The organism is Flavobacterium sp. (assembly GCF_024305175.1).
Lineage (GTDB): Bacteria > Bacteroidota > Bacteroidia > Flavobacteriales > Flavobacteriaceae > Flavobacterium.
Map to the genome: position 1 here is coordinate 1 of NZ_JAMWYY010000032.1, position 18,202 is coordinate 18,202.

Below are 18,202 nucleotides of genomic sequence, written 5' to 3' on the forward strand. Positions count from 1 at the left end.
ATATTAGACTACTTAAAACCAACTATTTAAATATGGGATTTTTTGATTTTCTTAAAAGAAAAGAGCTTGACACTATCAATGAATTAGAACTTGAGCTTGAAAAATATAAAGATATACGAGATTTAAATAAAGAAATTCACACGAAACAGACTGCTTTACAGTCAGTAATTAACGAACATCAATCGAAGATAAATAATCTTCTTCAAAGTATAAATGATTTATCCGAATATGATGATGTAAAAGAGAAGATTTCGTCAAAGCAAAAAAAATTTGAAGAAGATTTAAAAGAAAAAGAAAATCAACTTGCCCAATTAAATAAAACTTACGATGATTTAAAAACTCAGTATTCTACTTCGAGAGAAATATATGACAAACTTAAGCAAACTATAAGTTTATACGAAAATACTCTAGATACTATGGAATATGGTATTTATGAGCCTGTTTATGATTTTGATAAATCTGATGATTATCGGATTGAGCAAAATAAAATTCGTGAAGAGCAAAAATCTATGGTTAAGCTTGGCACAGCAGCAACATGTAGCGTAAATTGGACTATCGATGGCAGCGTTAGTAAAGGAAAAACCTCAACAAATAGATTAATTAGGTTAGTACTTAGAGCTTTTAACGGAGAGTGTGATGCTCTTGTTTCTAAAGTGAAATGGAACAATATTAAGCAGATTGAACAAAGAATATTTAAATCGTATGAATCCATTAATAAACTTGGTGAATCAAACGCCATAAGTATTAATAAAACCTATTTAAATCTCAAATTAAATGAACTTAGGCTCGAATATGAGTACCATGTAAAGAGACAGCAGGAAAAAGAAGAACTTCGTGCAATGCAGGAGGAGATTAGGGAAGAAGAAAAAGCAAAGCGTGAATTTGAAAGAGCTCAAAGAGAAGCAGAAAAAGAAGAAGCTATTTATCAGAAAGCACTAGAAAAAATTAAACTAGAATTCGACATAGCTGATGAGGATACTAAGAGCAAACTCCAAGAACAAATTTCAAAATTAGAAGCTGAAGTTGAAGCTGCAAGACTTAAAAAAGAAAGAGCTCTCTCAATGGCACAACAAACCAAAAGAGGTCATGTATATATAATCTCTAATATTGGCTCATTTGGTACTGATGTATATAAAATTGGTATGACAAGAAGACTTGAACCAAAAGACAGGGTAAGAGAATTAGGTGATGCCTCAGTCCCTTTTCAGTTTGACGTACACGCCATGATATATTCTGACGAAGCTAGAACATTGGAATATGAGCTACATAAAGCTTTTGCTGACAAAAGAATAAATATGTTTAATCATCGAAGAGAATTTTTTAAAGTATCATTAGAAGAAATTGAGGATAAGATTAAAGAATTAGGCTTTGAAGCCGAATTTACTTTAAATGCTGAAGCAATGGAATATCGCGAAACATTACAACTTATAAAAAACGTCAAAGATGAAGATTTAAAAAGCATTAGTATAAATAATAAATTTCCTTCTTATCTTTCATAATTAATATAACCACTTACTTACACTATTTTACCAAATCCTTAATTCTGCTGCAATTAAGGCAAATGCTACCATTACATAAAAAAAATCGTTACTTTCGCAAATTGATTTTTTAGAACACACTGTAATGAGTAAGAAGTTTACTGAATATAAAGGACTTGACCTGCCCAATGTAGCAAATGAAATGCTTGAATTCTGGAAAAAAGAACACGTTTTTGAGAAAAGTGTAACTACCCGCGAGGGTAAACCGCAATATGTATTTTTTGAAGGCCCGCCAAGCGCTAACGGACTGCCGGGCATTCACCATGTTATGGCACGCGCCATTAAAGATATCTTTTGCCGTTACCAAACGCAAAAGGGCTTTCAGGTAAAGCGTAAAGCCGGATGGGACACCCACGGGCTTCCGGTTGAACTGGGCACCGAAAAAGAGCTTGGCATCACTAAAGAAGACATAGGCACCAAAATATCGGTAGAAGAGTATAACGAAGCATGCAAGCGCACCGTTATGCGCTATACTGACGTGTGGAACGACCTTACCGAAAAAATGGGTTACTGGGTAGATATGAACGACCCCTATGTAACCTATAAGCCAAAATATATGGAGTCAGTTTGGTGGCTACTGAAGCAGATATATGACAAAGGATTGTTGTATAAAGGCTATACTATACAGCCGTACTCACCAAAAGCAGGCACGGGTCTATCGTCGCATGAGGTAAACCAACCGGGCGCTTACCGCGATGTAACCGATACTACCATAGTAGCACAGTTTAGGAGCCCCCTAACCCCCAAAGGGGGAACAGAGGAAAACTCCATAAGTAAGGCTTTCGCGCTCACCCATCCTTTGGAGGGGAAGGGGGAGGCTTACTTTTTGGCATGGACAACAACCCCTTGGACTTTGCCTTCTAATACTGCTTTAACGGTTGGTCCAAATATCGATTATGTACTGGTTAAAACATTTAATCAGTATACATTTGAGCCTATAACTGTAGTTTTGGCTAAAAATTTAGTAGACAAACAATTTGGAAAAGGATATTTTAAAGTTGCAGATAAAATTACTTCTGATGATATAAATCATTATTACACTGAAAATTGTAATAGTAATTTCGACAATGAGGATATACTCAATTATGAAGGTAGAAAAAGAAGAGTCGAATTAATTCTTGGTAAAAACATAGACCATGATCAATATGATTTAATTATTAACATTGTTGGCGCAAACAAAAGGTTAGGTAATTTAAATGAGGTTTTAAATAACCAATTAAACTTTCTTTCTGAAAAAGAACTTGATTTACTAATTGAGAAAAAAATTAATCATACTAATAAAAATATCCCATATAAAATACTTGCCGAAGCCAAAGGAAAAGACCTGGTAGGCATCCGCTATGAACAGCTATTGCCGTTTGTACAGCCTTACCAAAACCCTGAAAACGCTTTCCGGGTAATTTCGGGTGACTTTGTTACTACCGAAGATGGTACCGGTATAGTGCACACCGCCCCTACTTTTGGTGCGGATGATGCCAAGGTAGCCAAAGAAGCCAAGCCGGAAGTACCGCCAATGCTCGTGCTCGATGCAAATGGCAACCCTGTGCCGCTTGTAGACCTTCAGGGTAGGTTTACTCAGCACCTCGAGAGCCTCGACAATCCTAACGGCAAGCCGCTAATGCTGGCAGGCAAATATGTTAAAAACGAATATTATGATGCCGGTACAGCCCCTGATAAATCTGCCGATGTAGAGATAAGCATATACCTTAAAGAGAATAATAAAGCCTTTAAAGTAGAAAAATATGTACACAGCTATCCGCACTCATGGCGTACGGATGAACCTTTGCTGTACTACCCGCTTGATAGCTGGTTCATAAAAATGACCGATGTAAAAGAGCGTATGTCTGACCTGAATGATACCATCAACTGGAAGCCAAAGGCAACGGGTGAAGGGCGTTTTGGCAACTGGCTTAAAAATGCTAACGACTGGAACCTTTCGCGTTCACGCTACTGGGGTATACCGTTACCAATATGGCGCACAGAAGACAAGGCGGAAGAAATGATAATCGGCTCGGCAGAAGAACTGTATAATGAAATAGAAAAGGCGGTTTCAGCGGGGGTTATGCAGCAAAATCCGTTTAAAGGATTTGAGCCGGGTAATATGGATGAAGCTAATTATGATAAAATAGACCTCCATAAAAACGTAGTAGACAGCATCACGCTGGTATCGCCGTCGGGAAAACCGATGAAGCGCGAAGCCGACCTGATAGATGTGTGGTTTGACAGTGGTGCCATGCCGTATGCACAATGGCACTACCCTTTCGAAAATAAAGAGCTTATAGACAACCACAAGGCATTCCCCGCCGATTTTATAGCAGAAGGTGTTGACCAGACGCGTGGCTGGTTCTACACGCTGCATGCCATAGCTACACTTGTGTTTGATGAGGTTGCCTACAAAAATGTTGTGAGTAATGGCTTGGTGCTCGACAAGAACGGGCACAAAATGAGTAAGCGCCTGGGCAACGCCGTAGATCCTTTTGAAACCCTTAAGGAATATGGCCCCGACGCCACACGCTGGTACATGATAAGCAATGCCAACCCGTGGGACAACCTTAAGTTTGACATAGAAGGCTTGGCAGAGGTACGCCGCAAGTTCTTCGGCACGCTATATAATACCTATTCGTTCTTTGCGTTATATGCAAATATTGACAGCTTTAACTATGCAGAGCCGGAAGTACCGCTTGCTGAAAGGCCGGAGATAGACCGATGGATACTTAGCGAGCTAAACACGCTTATAAAGAATGTTGACAGCTACTATACCGATTATGAGCCTACAAAGGCTGCCCGCGCCATATCTGACTTTGTGCAGGAAAACCTGAGCAACTGGTATGTAAGGCTTTGCAGGAGGCGTTTCTGGAAAGGCGAATATGCACAGGATAAAATAGCAGCCTACCAGACACTTTACACCTGCCTGCTTAATGTTGCCAAACTAAGTGCACCAATAGCACCGTTTTTTATGGACAGGCTTTATAAAGATTTAACACAGGCTTCACAGTCAGAACGATATGACAGTGTACATTTGTCCGATTTTCCTGCATATGCTGAAAACTTTGTTGATAAATCGTTAGAAAGCAGGATGGAGAAGGCCCAAACCATTTCATCACTGGTACTGTCGCTCCGCAAAAAGGAAATGATAAAAGTACGCCAGCCACTGCAAAAGGTAATGATTCCGGTACTTGACGCTAAACAGAAGGCGGAAATAGAAGCGGTATCAGAGCTTATAAAAGCAGAGGTTAACGTAAAGGAAATAGAGTTGATGGATGATGCTTCGGGAGTACTGGTTAAGCAGATAAAGCCTAACTTTAAAGTACTTGGCCCGCGTTTTGGTAAAGATATGGGATTGATTTCCAAAGAAATACAAAATTTCTCACAAGAACACATTGCAACCATAGAGAAATCAGGCAGTATCGAAGTAGAAATATCAGGAAAAAGTGTTACCTTAACATCTGAAGACGTAGAGATTTCGTCTCAGGATATAGAAGGCTGGCTGGTAGCAAATACTAACGGTATAACAGTAGCACTGGATATAACCATTACGGATGAATTAAGGAAAGAGGGTATAGCCCGCGAGCTTGTAAACAGGATACAGAACATAAGGAAAGACTCAGGTTTTGAGGTTACCGATAAGATAAAAGTGTACCTGCAGGCAAACGAAACACTTAATGCCGCCGTTTCCGCGAATGAAGATTACATAAAATCGGAAACGCTTACGGAAGAGCTGATATTTAAGAATGATATTGAAAACGGAACTGAAATAGAATTTGATGACATAAAAACCTTATTATTAATTTCAAAATAGTGGAATATGGTAGATGAGCAAATAAGATACTCTGATGCTGACCTTGCAGAGTTTAAGGAACTTATTACAAAAAAGATAGAGAAAGCCAAAGCTGACCTGGAACTTATCCGCAGCGCATATATGAACGACCTTAATAACGGAACGGACGACACATCGCCAACGTTCAAGGCTTTTGAAGAAGGCAGCGAAACCATGAGTAAAGAGGCTAACTCGCAGTTGGCCATCCGCCAGGAGAAATTTATCCGCGACCTTAAAAACGCGCTTATCCGTATAGAGAACAAAACATACGGCATCTGCAAGGTTACCGGCAAGCTTATCAGCAAAGAAAGGCTTAAGCTTGTGCCCCATGCCACTATGAGCATCGAGGCTAAAAATATGCAACGATAATTACACAGCCGCCCTTTTAAGGGCGGTTTTATTTTTCAGTTGCTTAAGCAGCCCACCGCAACAACTAGTTTATTTACAATAGTAAATACTTAATTTCGCGGCTTATAAAAATAATTTCCATTATTTTTGCGGATAAAATTTTTATAATGTCGCTAAAGAAAGCCTACATCCTTGTTATTCTTGTATTGCTGATAGACCAGATATCCAAAATATATATCAAAACCAATTTTGTCCTTGATGAATCAATCAGGGTTATGGGGCTGGACTGGTTCAGGATTCATTTTATAGAGAACGAGGGCATGGCATGGGGCGCTAAAATCCCATCATGGCTGGGCGGTAAGCTAACGCTTACACTGTTCAGGATAGCGGCAGTAGGCGCCATAGGATGGTGGCTGTATGATTCTGTAAAGAAACATCTTTCACCCTACCTCATCGTTTCTATAGCGCTTATACTGTCAGGAGCTTTTGGCAACATTATAGATTCTGTTTTTTACGGAGTAATTTTCGATCACAGCAATGGGCAACTGGCTACCCTTTTTGCAGACGACCCATATGGAACGCTTTTTCACGGTAAGGTGGTAGATATGTTCTATTTCCCTTTATGGCGGGGCAACCTGCCTTCATGGCTGCCGATATGGGGCGGACAGGAGTTTTCTTTCTTCAACGCTATATTTAATGTGGCAGATGCTGCCATATCTGTAGGCGTAGGCATACTGATTGTATTTAACAAAAGAGCCTTTGCAAAACCGGAGCCAGCCGTTCAGGAAAACACCACTACCAGCGCATAAGGCTATTTAGCAATAATTTCAATTCGCCTGCTTATTTCATTCCCGCTTTCATCGGTAACGGTTAAATAGTACTTTCCTGTCTTAGCGGTAACCTGCATTTCATGAAATGTTTTAGTCGCGCCCAGGTACTGCCCGTTAAGGTACCAGAACAACTGCTCTTTTCCAGATGCATGGGCAGCCTTAAAAATAACAGGCTGAAGTTTACCATTAAAATCTTTGGTTAGATATATTTTTCCGTTTTCTTTCGGATAAATAAAGTCCATACGGTTTGCGGCAGCCAAACCGCAATCGCTGCGCACAGGTGGCAGGGGCATATAGTTTACATGCTGTTTTCTATAATACCACTCCATAACCGGGGGAAGCACAAACCACGGTTCAGAAATTATATTTTCTACCGGCTCGCAACTGCTGTTTACCTGATACTGGCGCAGGGCATCTAAATGCACCAACCTGTGGTACGGGCAGGCTTCTGTCTTTTTACCGCTTAGCGGCATCCACTGCTTTACAGTCGTGCAATATTCACCTGCAAGGTGCCCGCTAAGGCTGCAAACCTCAGCTTCTTCAAGATCGTTTAGCGGAGCTTTAAACCACCGTTGGCGCGGCAACAGGTTAAAAACATCAAACAATACAGGCGCTGCGCTGCCCACCCCTGTTAGCGAGGGCCTCCCCTCGCCCGAAGCATTGCCCACCCAGACACCAACCACATAACGTGGACTTGTACCTATAGCCCAGGCATCGCGACCGCCAAAGCTGGTACCTGTTTTCCAGGCAATCTCTAAAGAGGAATCATAAAAATGCCATGCCTCATCACCTTCCGGGCGATTAACTTCTTTCATGGCATTATAGGTTAACCAAACGGCACCAGCCCCAATTACAAGCTTATTAAACGTTTCTTTGCCAAAAGTGCGCTTTGTACTGCTGTTCCAGTTAAGCTCTGCAAACTCCCCTGTGCGGTACTTTGCATCGTTAGAAGAAAAATAAGTCAGGGTAGAAGTCAGCCCCGCATAAGTACGGCATAAATCCCAAAGGTTAGATTCAGCTCCCCCGAGTATTAATGACAATCCATAATGGTCGGCCCGCCTGTTAATATCCCTTAGCCTGTATTGCTGAAGTTGTTCGTAAAAGCGGCTTATGCCATACTCTTTCAGCATCAGTACAGCAGGCACATTAAGGCTGCGTGCAAGCGCTCTTTGTGCAGGCACGGCGCCATCATAAGTAAAATCAAAATTCTGCGGGCTATAGCCTGCTATTTGCGTAGGTATATCAGCTATAAGCGTATTCGGCAGCAGCTCACCTGAATCAAGCATACCCGCATAAAGTAAAGGTTTTAAGATACTGCCGGTACTGCGTGGTGCGGGTATAATATCCACATCCTTCTGGTGCTGCCTGTCGGTTGGAGTATTCCCTACGTAAGCTATGATATTGCGCGTTTGCACATCAACAACAAGAACAGCCATGTTATGCACCTCTGTCTGCCTGTATTCGTTATAATAGCGCGAAACGATCTGGTTGACCCGCTGTTGTAATGTATGGCTTACCGTAGTTTTTATTTTTTCGCCCTTATTACGTATAGCCACCTGTTGCAGCAAATGCGGAGCCGTTTCAGGAAGGTTAAATGGCCTGTCGGGTAAACTTTCCTCAAGTGCAAGCTCATAGGTAACAGCATCTATAACATCTTCGTCGTGAAGCTTTTTTAACAGGCGGTTGCGTTTAGCCAGCAGGTTATCATGATTGCGCCCGGGATAGATTAATGCAGGGGCATTGGGCAATACCGCAAGTGTGGCACTCTCAGCCCATGATAACTGGTGCGGATGCACGCCAAAGTAGCGCCACGAAGCCATTTCCAGCCCTACCACGTTACCGCCAAAAGGCGCATGAGCAGCATATAACCCAAGTATTTCATCTTTTGTATACCTTATTTCGAGCCTTGTTGCAAGGATGAGCTCTGTCAGCTTTTCAAAGTAGCTGCGTTCTTTCCCGTTGCGGGAGAGGCGTATTACCTGCTGCGTGAGTGTACTGCCGCCACGCACCACACGCCCTGCTTTATAATTTTGCTTTGCCGCATTCACAATAGAGCCGGGATTAAAACCCGGATGGCTGTAAAAGTGCTGATCTTCAAAGTAAACAATACATTGCCTGAATTTGTAAGGCACACTGTCCTGTGCGGGAAACCGCCACTGCCCGTCATCTGCAATGCGTGCGCCAAGCAGGTCGCCCTCACTGCTTTCTATAACGGTGGCATACGGCGCATCAAAAAGCTGCCGGGGCAGGCAAAACCAGTACCATACCAGCAGCGCCAGTATGATACCCGATTTTATTTTATTTCTTTTTATCCATAAAACTATAATACGTGGCAGCTTCTTAAATCCCAGTTTCAAATCATTTACTTTTTACTCAAGCCAATTGCAAATCTGTATCCAAACTGAAGTTGAAAGAAAGAATCTTCTCCATCAGTATTATTAAGGTAGCTTCGGAGTCTCAAAAATATGGATTGTTTTTTTGATTTGTTAGGATAATAAAAAATTTCGGACTCATTACCGAATACCCAAAAATTATTAGGCATTTGTAAGGTTTCAAACTTATTGATGTGGTTATAATTAATCCATTCAACAGAATGTGTAAAACCAAAATTATTGAAACGTTTAACTTCTATGCGAACCCCAACACCTGTACCTATTGTTTTAAAATTTTGGCCTGCATCTAAATTTTCAGTTTCATCATTCTGCCATCCAAGCTGAGCAACTTTGTAACGTATAGGGATGTATGTATTTACCGAAAAGGGAAATTCTTTAGTTATTGAAAACCCAATAATATCGGTTACCACGCCCATATCTAAATAAGCCCTCTCAATCAAATCCAAAGGTCTGCTTACAGCAAACATTCCTGATTCCTCATCAACAGACTGTAAAGGAACTTCTCGCAGTTCTTCATCAATACGCGCAAAATTTACATAAGGCATAGCTTTTTTAAAAATCGTTAGTGGGAAGACGGGAGTTAGCTGAAAGGGTGCAATATAAAAATCTGCTCTACCTTCTATTTGCACAAGTCCATTTGGTGAATCATCATCAAAAAGTCCTAAAAAGTCAGTATAGGTTCGCAACTCCAAAATGTTTTGCAAATTAGTATCCTGTTTTATTTTATAGACACGAGCCGCATTAGGGTTTTTATTCTCTACATCAGCAACCGGGGGGAAACAATAATCTTCATCATCAGGTACAAAATTATTACCTGTTGTATTAAAGTAAAGAAGTACATCTGACAATATTACTCCATAATCTTTATATTTTGTATCTGTAACCTCATTAGGATTATTCGAACTATTTATTGTGTTTGATAAATAACTACGCGAAGCTACTTTCATATAGCGCAACAATGATATTGGTACCTGATTTGAGAAATAATACTTATGTATATTTTTTTCATCAGACATCATGAGCCTAATATCGTATATACCCCCCTCCCGTATACTGATTTTTATATTTTCAAAATAAAGGTATTCTATGTTATTTGAAGTATATTGATTATTTTCTGAATTTACGAGCCTGCTTTTTTTCGTATCTCGAAGGTACACTGCTATTTTTTGTCTATGTGCTGGTATTTCAAAATCTCCAAGATGAGATTCACTGTTTTCGGAAAAAAATTCATTCAGTATCATCTTAGCATCCTCATCCTTTATATTCGAAGGACGAATAACTTTTCCGTTTCCAAACAAAATATAAACTTCTTTATCTTCTGCTTCTGTAGCCTCATTGCCTGTTTCATCAGCTCTTTCACTCACCGATGGCGTATATTCAGGTTCAGGAAAATATGCTAACAAAGTATCTGATTGAACACCTTTTATTTCATAGAAAGTTATACTTTTTTCTCTTTTAGAATATAACTCATCAAGTTGAGGTACAATATATCTTAATAAATTAACTATACTGTCATACTCTCTTTCGCTCGTAACCGAAATTGTACTAAGAGTTTCCGTTAGTTCGCCATAAACAATTTCATTATCTTCAAAAACTTCTTTTTGACTTTCAAGATCTTTTTTTGCAATACGTTTCCAATCGCCTGTGGAGTTTGATGGGTCTTGACAATATGCCGCAATACAAAAAAATATCGCGGCAACAGTGAAAAACGATTTCATAATCATTTGTATTTTAGTTGTTAAGGTGTAAATTTATAATAAAATTAACATTCATAACATACCTAACAAAGGTTATTTCTCTACTTTAACCCACTGTCCTTTGGTGCGCGACAGGAAGCTGTTATCATACATGGCTTCACACTGCACACCCGGCAGGTAATACGTTCCCTGATAGGAAGCATTCAGTAATATCCTGAAGGTTTTGGACTCATTGGCTTTTAGCGGGAAGTAGAAATTAGTCCTGTCATCACGAATATCAATGTAATCGGCTTTATTATCGGCAAATGCACCAAAATCGGTAAATCGGGTATTTACAATTTCCCAGCCTGAAGGTATAATCTGTGTCAGCGCCACATTATCTACCGATTCGCCCTTTTGGTTCATCACGGTTACCTCGGCCACAAACTCGGTACCCTGAGCCAACTGAGATGGGTTGATAATATTGCCCGCCCTGTCTTTAAAATTTATGATGGTGCTAAGCCCACGCTGCTCTTCCAGTTCTTTACCAACAGGCAGTATGCCGCTATATACCACTTTTACATAAAGTGTACCCTGCTTGTTATTGCGTATGGAAACTGCATTGTTTGCTGATAGAGGCAGATTTCGCTCCGCAAAGGTTTTACCCGTTTTGATACTCTGAGTTTTGCCTTTAACGGTATAGGCAACATCCAACCCCTGCGGGCCGTTTGCCTTCGCGAATTTTGACATAGAGTACAGGCAGAACGCTGTGGTTTGCGTGCTCATCCATTCGCCAGACGAAAGATGTCCCGCAAGCTGAAGTGCAACGCGGTAAGCCTTTTCCTTCTGCCCCAGCAGTATCAGCGTTTCAAGTGTCATAGCCCTGTTACGCTCCGGCGAGTCATAGTAGTAATAGTAGCTGCGGTTGTCGTTAGCATCAATACTGCTTTGGTTAAGCAGTGCAAGGCCTGCGCTTTTTTGCCCTGCCAGCGCATAGGCAGCAGCCAGGCGCAGTTTAGATTCGTTACTAAGCCCTCTCGTCTCCCTAAGCCTGTTCATGGCAGAGAGATCAGCCGAGCCTGCCAACGCTAACGTGTAAAGCCTGTATGCCTGCGGAAAATCGTTATGGTAAGCTTCGTTATAACGCCATTGCCTTGCCATCTTCTTCTGGTACGACAGGAAAGCATTTTTGGTATTAAGCGGCAGTTTATAGCCTTTCTTCTCTGCCTCAAGTAAAAAGTGCCCGGCGTAAGTACTGCCCCAGTCATCAGGATTTATGTTGCCGGGCCAATAGGCAAAACCACCACTTCCTGTCTGGTAGCCCGCCAGCTTGTTAATGGCCGCAATTACATTGCGCTGTATCTTTTGCTGCCTGTCTTTATCAATATCTGCTATATCGTTAAGATACAATTGCGGGAACGCGCCAGATGTTGTCTGCTCAAGGCAGCCATGCGGATACTGTATCAGGTAAGCCAGCCTGCGGTTAAAATCTATAGACGGGAAAGATGACACTTCGAGTACCGCCTTGTTGCTGCCCGGCACGCCAAAGGCATCCCAGTTCAGCGTACCTGTTTTACCCTGTTCTATAACCAGTTCCTTGAAATTCTGTGTTATGGGGTTAGGGTTGGTTATATCAATTTCTACATCATAGCTTGCCTTTTCGTTACCGGAATAGGCCGTAACAGTCACTTTACCAATTCCCGTTGTATTGCCTACCTCAACATCAAAATAAGCTATTTTCTCGTCGGGACGCGTAAAGGCAACTGTTCGTGCTGTTCCATTAGCAACTTTAAGCCCCCCGGTTGCTTTTACCTGTAATGAGACATTTTTAATCTTGTTCTCCATCGCGAAAACGGTAACAGGCAGCGTTACCTTTTCACCCGGGGTTACCTTTCTCGGCAAAGATGCCAATAGCATCAGCGGACTGCGAACAGGTGTCGTTTTTTCGGCTTTGCCATAAGCATTCATATCATCATTTGCAGCAACCACCATAGTGCGTACCGATCCAATATATTTTGGGAGCGTAACCTCATGCGTTTTACTTTGCCCTTTTGCCAAAGAGAATGGCCCCAGGTATATTACAACAGGCTTAAAACGGTTTGCTTTTTTAGCTTTGCCGCCGCCAAGGTCTTCATCACCACCTATGCTGAATACCTGGTTTACCTTACCACCGTAAGCGCCTATAACATCATCATAAACATCCCAGGTTTTTACGCCCAGTGCCTCTTTAGCATAAAAGGCATCCCATGCATTGGGCGTTTTAAAACGGGTAAGGTCGAGCAAGCCGTCATCCACTATCGCAATAGTATAGGTCATAGCCTTGCCTGTTTTTTCACTTACTTTTATCTTTACTTTTTGTTCAGGTTTCAGTACTTCAGGCATGGTTATCTGCGGCTCGAGTATGGTATTTTTATCCACCACCTCAATCGGCACTATGCCGTACATGCGAATAGGCGAATCGTTTTTAGTATTGGCGTGCGGCTGCAGCAGCGTAATGTTGATATAAACATTGGGAGCCATTTTTTCGGTTATTGGTATTTCTACCCGTGTTTCGCCTTTCAGCGTATTCACCCAGTAGGTCTGCACCACTTCAGAGCCATTTTCAAGCGATATGAGCGCACGCCCACCCTCGCCGGAAGGAAAAGACACTACCGCTTTTTCGCCTGTGGCATATTTTTCTTTATCGGTTGTAAATACCAGCATAGCCGCTTCTTCGCCGCCGGAATTTTTGCTGCGCCCGTACCAGTAAGGCCAGTCGATAAGCACCGTCATACCTGCCGAGTGCCCTCCCTGTCCATCGGTTACATAAACCAGGTAGCGCCCCCACATATCATCTTCAACTTTTACATTGAAAGATGCTTTACCCTTACTATCGGTGGTTACGTTCTTCTCTAAGAAAGGCGTATTACTTAGCGCCTGGCTGTAAGATGACATATTATCATGTGTAGCATCCCACCACCAGCGCCATTCTACTTTAAACACGCGCACATTGAGCTTTCGCCCTGCTTTAGGCTTGCCGCCTTCGCTTAAAGCCACAATGTCAAAACGCTGGTCTTTGCCGGTTTCAAGCATTCCATATTTGTTTGGCTCCGGCGATTTAATCCCTACATACGTTTCATAAGGCGAATAAGTAGCAGTTATTACATCGGTGCTGAAGTCGCCCCCTCTTTCATAGGCTTTGGTGATAATAGCCGCTTTCAGTTTGCCGGGCGCAGCACTCTCTAATGAGGGTTGCAGTGTTACGTTTGCATGCCCGTTATCATCTACCTTACCCGAAAATATATTAACTTCCTGTGTACGAAAATCCTGTGCCGGATCATCAAAAACATAATTAGGATAGCCTTTAAAGGTTGTTTCCTGTTTCATGAATTTAGCCTGCATTTCTACCTTTAGCCCTTTTGCCACGGCACCGTGCAGCCATGTAATATCAAGCCCTGCCGTATTTGGCTCATTAGCCGAAAGTGTTTTGCCATCAAAGCCATTTTTTATTTTAAGCCTGTTGGGTTTAATGGTTTCTATTTTGATGCTTTTGTAGAATTTAGCCCCGCCTACATTCATAACCGCCTCCCAGTTGCCTGTTGGCGCATTAGCGCTTGTAGGCACCATAAACGTATAATGGTTCTTTTCGTTGTAGGTCTGCACCGCTTCATAAACCAGCTTACCATTAGGGTCATTCAGCCTTAGCTTTATAGGGTGCGATGGCGGCAGCTTGGCCGCTTTATCATTCAGTATAAAACCTATGTACAACGTATCTCCGGGACGCCACACCCCACGCTCGCCATATATATAGCCTTTAAGCCCCTTTTGAAGTTTGGTACCATCTACTTCAAAATTACTTACCGAGAGCGAGTTCCCGTCAGCCATTTTTACATAGGTGGTATTCTCACCCTTTTTCACAATGGCAAAAAAGGCTTTTTTATCAAGCGTAATAGTTGCCGAGCCTTCAGGCCCTGTTTCGGCAGAAGCTACTTTTTGCTGCTGGAAATTGTAGATATCTATTTTAGCGCCGCTTACAGGCTCTGTAGTAGTAATGCTGTTAACTGAAAAGAAATAGGTGTTGTTCTCGCCGCCTTTGGCTATTACGCCCAAATCTGTTGCCAGTACGTTGGTGGCAATCTTTTTATTGTAGTAGTATGACCTTGCACAAGGGTCTTCCCTCTCGCTCCAGTTATAGTCGTAATCATAATAGTCATAGTATTCATCATCAAAGCCGCCATAAAATTCAGCATCCTCACGCGACTCATCTTCCTCCTCTTCTTCTTCATTAACCGTACCTGCACCGCAGCGGTAGAGCGAATATGACTTACGGATGGCAAGCTCTACACGGTATATAGCGCCCTGCTCGGGTTTAATAATGGTAGAAAGATCCAGCGCATAATTGTTCCAACGGCTGTAGTTAAACATCTTGTCGGCGTTAAGCACAATCTTTTTCTTGGCAACAGGCAGCGCCACTTTTCGGAGGCTGTAAGCACCATTAAGTTCATTATCCTGAAGGAACTGCAACACATTATTTTCATAAATACGGTACACTTTAACATCTACTGCGCTAAGGTTAACCGCTTTAAAGTTGAGCTTCAGGTTGCTTGATGCAGGCAGTATGGTACCGCTTTTTAAAAACTGTACCTCCGGCTTCATCTGCTCAAACGATACCTCTGCTGTATAAGTGGCTTTGGTTTTATAACCGTCTGTACTTTCTATCCCCTGAAAAACCTCAACCTTTAATTTTCCGTTAAGCGGCTGGTCGAAAAACACCTTAAGCAGGTTGCCATCGGTAGCAAACTTCATATTGCCTGCACCTTCAACCGCTACAAGGCCATCAAAATTCTGGCCTTTTTTTACAGGGTCAGAAAAATTGATGAGCAATGATTTGTTATCATCGGTACCCGGGTCTATACTTATAACCTTAAAGTTATTCTTACCCGGAATTACAAACTCTTCTTTGCCTGCCTTGTCTTTATTTATAGCATCGCCGTTCCAGCTTATCAGTATCTTACTGTCCTCAGCTTTGCGCTCTATACTGTCAATTACAAACAAGAACTGTGTTGCCTCACCTTTTTTCTGGTCGAAACGAATGGGCAGCTTCCTGCCGTCCTGCTCTGCGCTTACCAGCTTGCCTGCAAGTTGTGCGTCAAGGTAATCGCTGGTTTTAACCATTGCGTTGAGGTACTGCCAGTCGCGGGAGTGCGACTGTAAATCGAGCGTGGTTACCATAAAATCCTGCTCGAGTGTCTTTACAATAAAGCGGAACTCCTCCAGCTCTTTCGGTACATCTGTAATTTTACCTAAGTGCAGTGTAATGCGATATTCCTTATTTTCATCCAGCCGCTCATCGGGCCGGAATGTAAGCATATTATTTTCCAGCAACAGCACCTTACCATCTACTGCCGGCGATATGCTGAAATAGTCACTGTCGAGTTCCTTATTCACCGCCCAGTCCTTATTCATAAAGGTAAGTCCAACCTGTATATCTGCTTTTGCAGAAATAACGCCGGAGGTATAGCTGGTTATGTATTCCCTGTAAAGGGAAGGATCTGATTCAAAATCTTCACGGGAATCTTTAGAACATGAGAGCACAAGCAGCATTGCCGAAAATAGCAGCAGCAGGCGGAAATTTTTCATGGCAGGATGGGTTTACAGGTTAATGTATGGTTTACCACTGTAACTAAAAGAAGCACAGCAATATTGTAATAAATATAGGATTATTTTTTAAAATATGGATAAGGGCAGTAAGTAACTGCCCTTATCGCCTCTCCCTGAAAAATTGCAATACCAGGCTGCCGCATTCTTCAGCAAGCACACCTTTTTTTACCGTTGTTTTCGGGTGCAGCTTTGTACCCATGGCGCGATAGCCACGCTGCTCATCGGCAGCGCCAAAAACGACGTGCGAAACCTGGCTCCAGTATAATGCGCCTGCGCACATCTGGCAGGGCTCAAGCGTAACATAAAGCGTACAGCCTGTTAGGTATTTACCTCCTAAAAAATTTGCAGCCGATGTTATGGCCTGCATTTCGGCATGGGCGGTAACATCGTGAAGCAGTTCTGTAAGGTTATGCGAACGGGCTATTATTTTGCCGTCAACAGCCACAACCGCACCTACGGGTATTTCGCCCTTATCATAAGCAGCCTGCGCTTCCTGAAGGGCTTTCCTCATAAAATATTCGTCGGTAAATACATCCATACTTTAGCTGCTACACACTTTACGTTAGTATCGTTACTGCTTTATAATTTTAGAGGTAAAGCTTTGCTGGCCGGCAGTTACTTTTATTATATAAAGCCCCTTTTGCAATCCTGACATATCTATGGCACCCACAGCACTGTTATAAGTTGCTGTATGTACTGTTTTGCCGGTTATATCGGTAACTACAACTTCTGCATCAGCATTCAGATTATTAAGGCTAAGCGTAAGTTTATCGGTTACAGGGTTAGGATATAGTGACACAGAAAAGGCTTCGGTATCTTTTATTGAAAGAGTACCCGGATTAAGCCTTGCAACGCGTGGACGCTCTTCGCCATCAAAAGACTCAAACCAGCCGCTTGCAAGTATTTTGTTATCATCCTGCAGGGCTACACTAAGCACAACATTACTAAAATTACTACCGGTATCAAAAGTAGTATCTATACTGCCATCAGTATTAAACCTGTTGAAATAAACAGGTACTGTATCATCTATAGGATCAAGATCTATTACGGCATCATGAAAATATCCACCTGCAATAATTTTACCGTCAGCTTGTATTACCATATTCATTACCTGGATACCGTCACCTGCCGGGGGATTAAAGCTGTTATCAAGGCTGCCATCGGTATTCAGCCTTGCCAGTAAGTTTTGTTCTTCGCCGTTTATCATTAAGAAAGTACCACCTATAACATATTTTCCATCGGGCTGTACCGCCATACACCTTACAATCCCTCCATTGCCTGAGCCTGTTCCCTGGACAAAAGAAGTATCTAATGCGCCATACTCATCTAAAATAAATACATTGCCTACTGGCGTATCATTATGATACTCTATTTTTCCAACAACAAAAATGCGGTTATCCTCAAGCACATAAGCCCTTGCATAATCACCATAAAGCTGTACCGGAGGAAAAGTAGTATCTATGCTGCCATCATAATTAAGCCTCATAATATTTCGGTAAAAGCCATCGCCTGCATAAATATTAAACACGCCCGAAATTATGTACTTATCGCCCTGCTTTGCAATAAAGCTGACATCATATCCGAAGTTATAAGGCGCACTAAAGCCTGCATCTAAAGTGCCATCGGCATTCAACCTTTTAAGTCCGCCAAAAAGCTCGCCTAACAGCAACTTGCCGTCCGGCTCTTCCATAACCTGGGCTACGCCCGGGCCATCATATTCCGAAACCCATGAGGTATCAAGACTGCCATCTTCATTCAGTTTGGCAATCCTTTCGGCTGGTTGCCCGTTATACTCGGTAAACTGTCCTGCTATCAGTATTTTTCCGTCTGATAACTGCTGAATGGAATAGACATCCACATCGGCACCTGTACCCACATTAAAAGTTTCGTCCCAACTGCCTGCCTGTGCAAAAGCGGTTACCGCAATAACCGACACCAAAAAAGTAAATAATTTTTTCAT

General features: G+C 42.1%; 9 protein-coding genes. 4 read left to right on the plus strand and 5 right to left on the minus strand.

Features of this window, described 5'->3' with window-relative positions; translation table 11 throughout:
• The 4 genes from Q0K96_RS09215 to Q0K96_RS09230 form a co-directional block, all read left to right on the plus strand.
• Window positions 1–1,499, plus strand: a 1,499-nt coding sequence (locus Q0K96_RS09215) for a DUF4041 domain-containing protein (RefSeq protein ID WP_297333708.1), incomplete at its 5' end; no start/stop codon positions are given.
• Window positions 1,500–1,623: 124 nt separating this feature from the next.
• Window positions 1,624–5,337, plus strand: a complete 3,714-nt coding sequence (gene ileS / locus Q0K96_RS09220; RefSeq protein WP_297333709.1) for an isoleucine--tRNA ligase — start codon at window positions 1,624–1,626, stop codon at window positions 5,335–5,337.
• A gap of 6 nt (window positions 5,338–5,343) precedes the next feature.
• Window positions 5,344–5,724, plus strand: a complete 381-nt coding sequence (locus Q0K96_RS09225; RefSeq protein WP_159799263.1) for a TraR/DksA C4-type zinc finger protein — start codon at window positions 5,344–5,346, stop codon at window positions 5,722–5,724.
• A gap of 146 nt (window positions 5,725–5,870) precedes the next feature.
• Entirely contained in the window at window positions 5,871–6,512 is a 642-nt protein-coding gene (locus tag Q0K96_RS09230) for a lipoprotein signal peptidase (protein WP_297333710.1), read from the plus strand.
• A 2-nt stretch (window positions 6,513–6,514) separates the two neighbouring features.
• Here the strand turns inward: Q0K96_RS09230 and pbpC are convergent, their stop codons facing one another.
• The 5 genes from pbpC to Q0K96_RS09255 all read right to left on the minus strand — a co-directional run bounded on the left by pbpC (window position 6,515) and on the right by Q0K96_RS09255 (window position 18,202).
• Window positions 6,515–8,890, minus strand: coding sequence for a penicillin-binding protein 1C (gene pbpC / locus Q0K96_RS09235; protein ID WP_297333711.1), 2,376 nt, complete (start codon window positions 8,888–8,890; stop codon window positions 6,515–6,517).
• Window positions 8,891–8,895: 5 nt separating this feature from the next.
• Window positions 8,896–10,644 carry a hypothetical protein gene (locus Q0K96_RS09240; RefSeq protein ID WP_297333712.1) on the minus strand — a complete coding sequence of 583 codons (1,749 nt, stop codon included), beginning with the start codon at window positions 10,642–10,644 and terminating at the stop codon, window positions 8,896–8,898.
• 72 nt (window positions 10,645–10,716) lie between these two features.
• Window positions 10,717–16,221 carry an MG2 domain-containing protein gene (locus Q0K96_RS09245; protein WP_297333713.1) on the minus strand — a complete coding sequence of 1,835 codons (5,505 nt, stop codon included), beginning with the start codon at window positions 16,219–16,221 and terminating at the stop codon, window positions 10,717–10,719.
• Window positions 16,222–16,342: 121 nt separating this feature from the next.
• The gene (locus Q0K96_RS09250; protein ID WP_297333714.1) at window positions 16,343–16,780 is read right to left on the minus strand and encodes a nucleoside deaminase; all 438 of its coding nucleotides are present in this window, start codon (window positions 16,778–16,780) and stop codon (window positions 16,343–16,345) included.
• A 33-nt stretch (window positions 16,781–16,813) separates the two neighbouring features.
• Window positions 16,814–18,202, minus strand: coding sequence for a T9SS type A sorting domain-containing protein (locus Q0K96_RS09255; protein ID WP_297333715.1), 1,389 nt, complete (start codon window positions 18,200–18,202; stop codon window positions 16,814–16,816).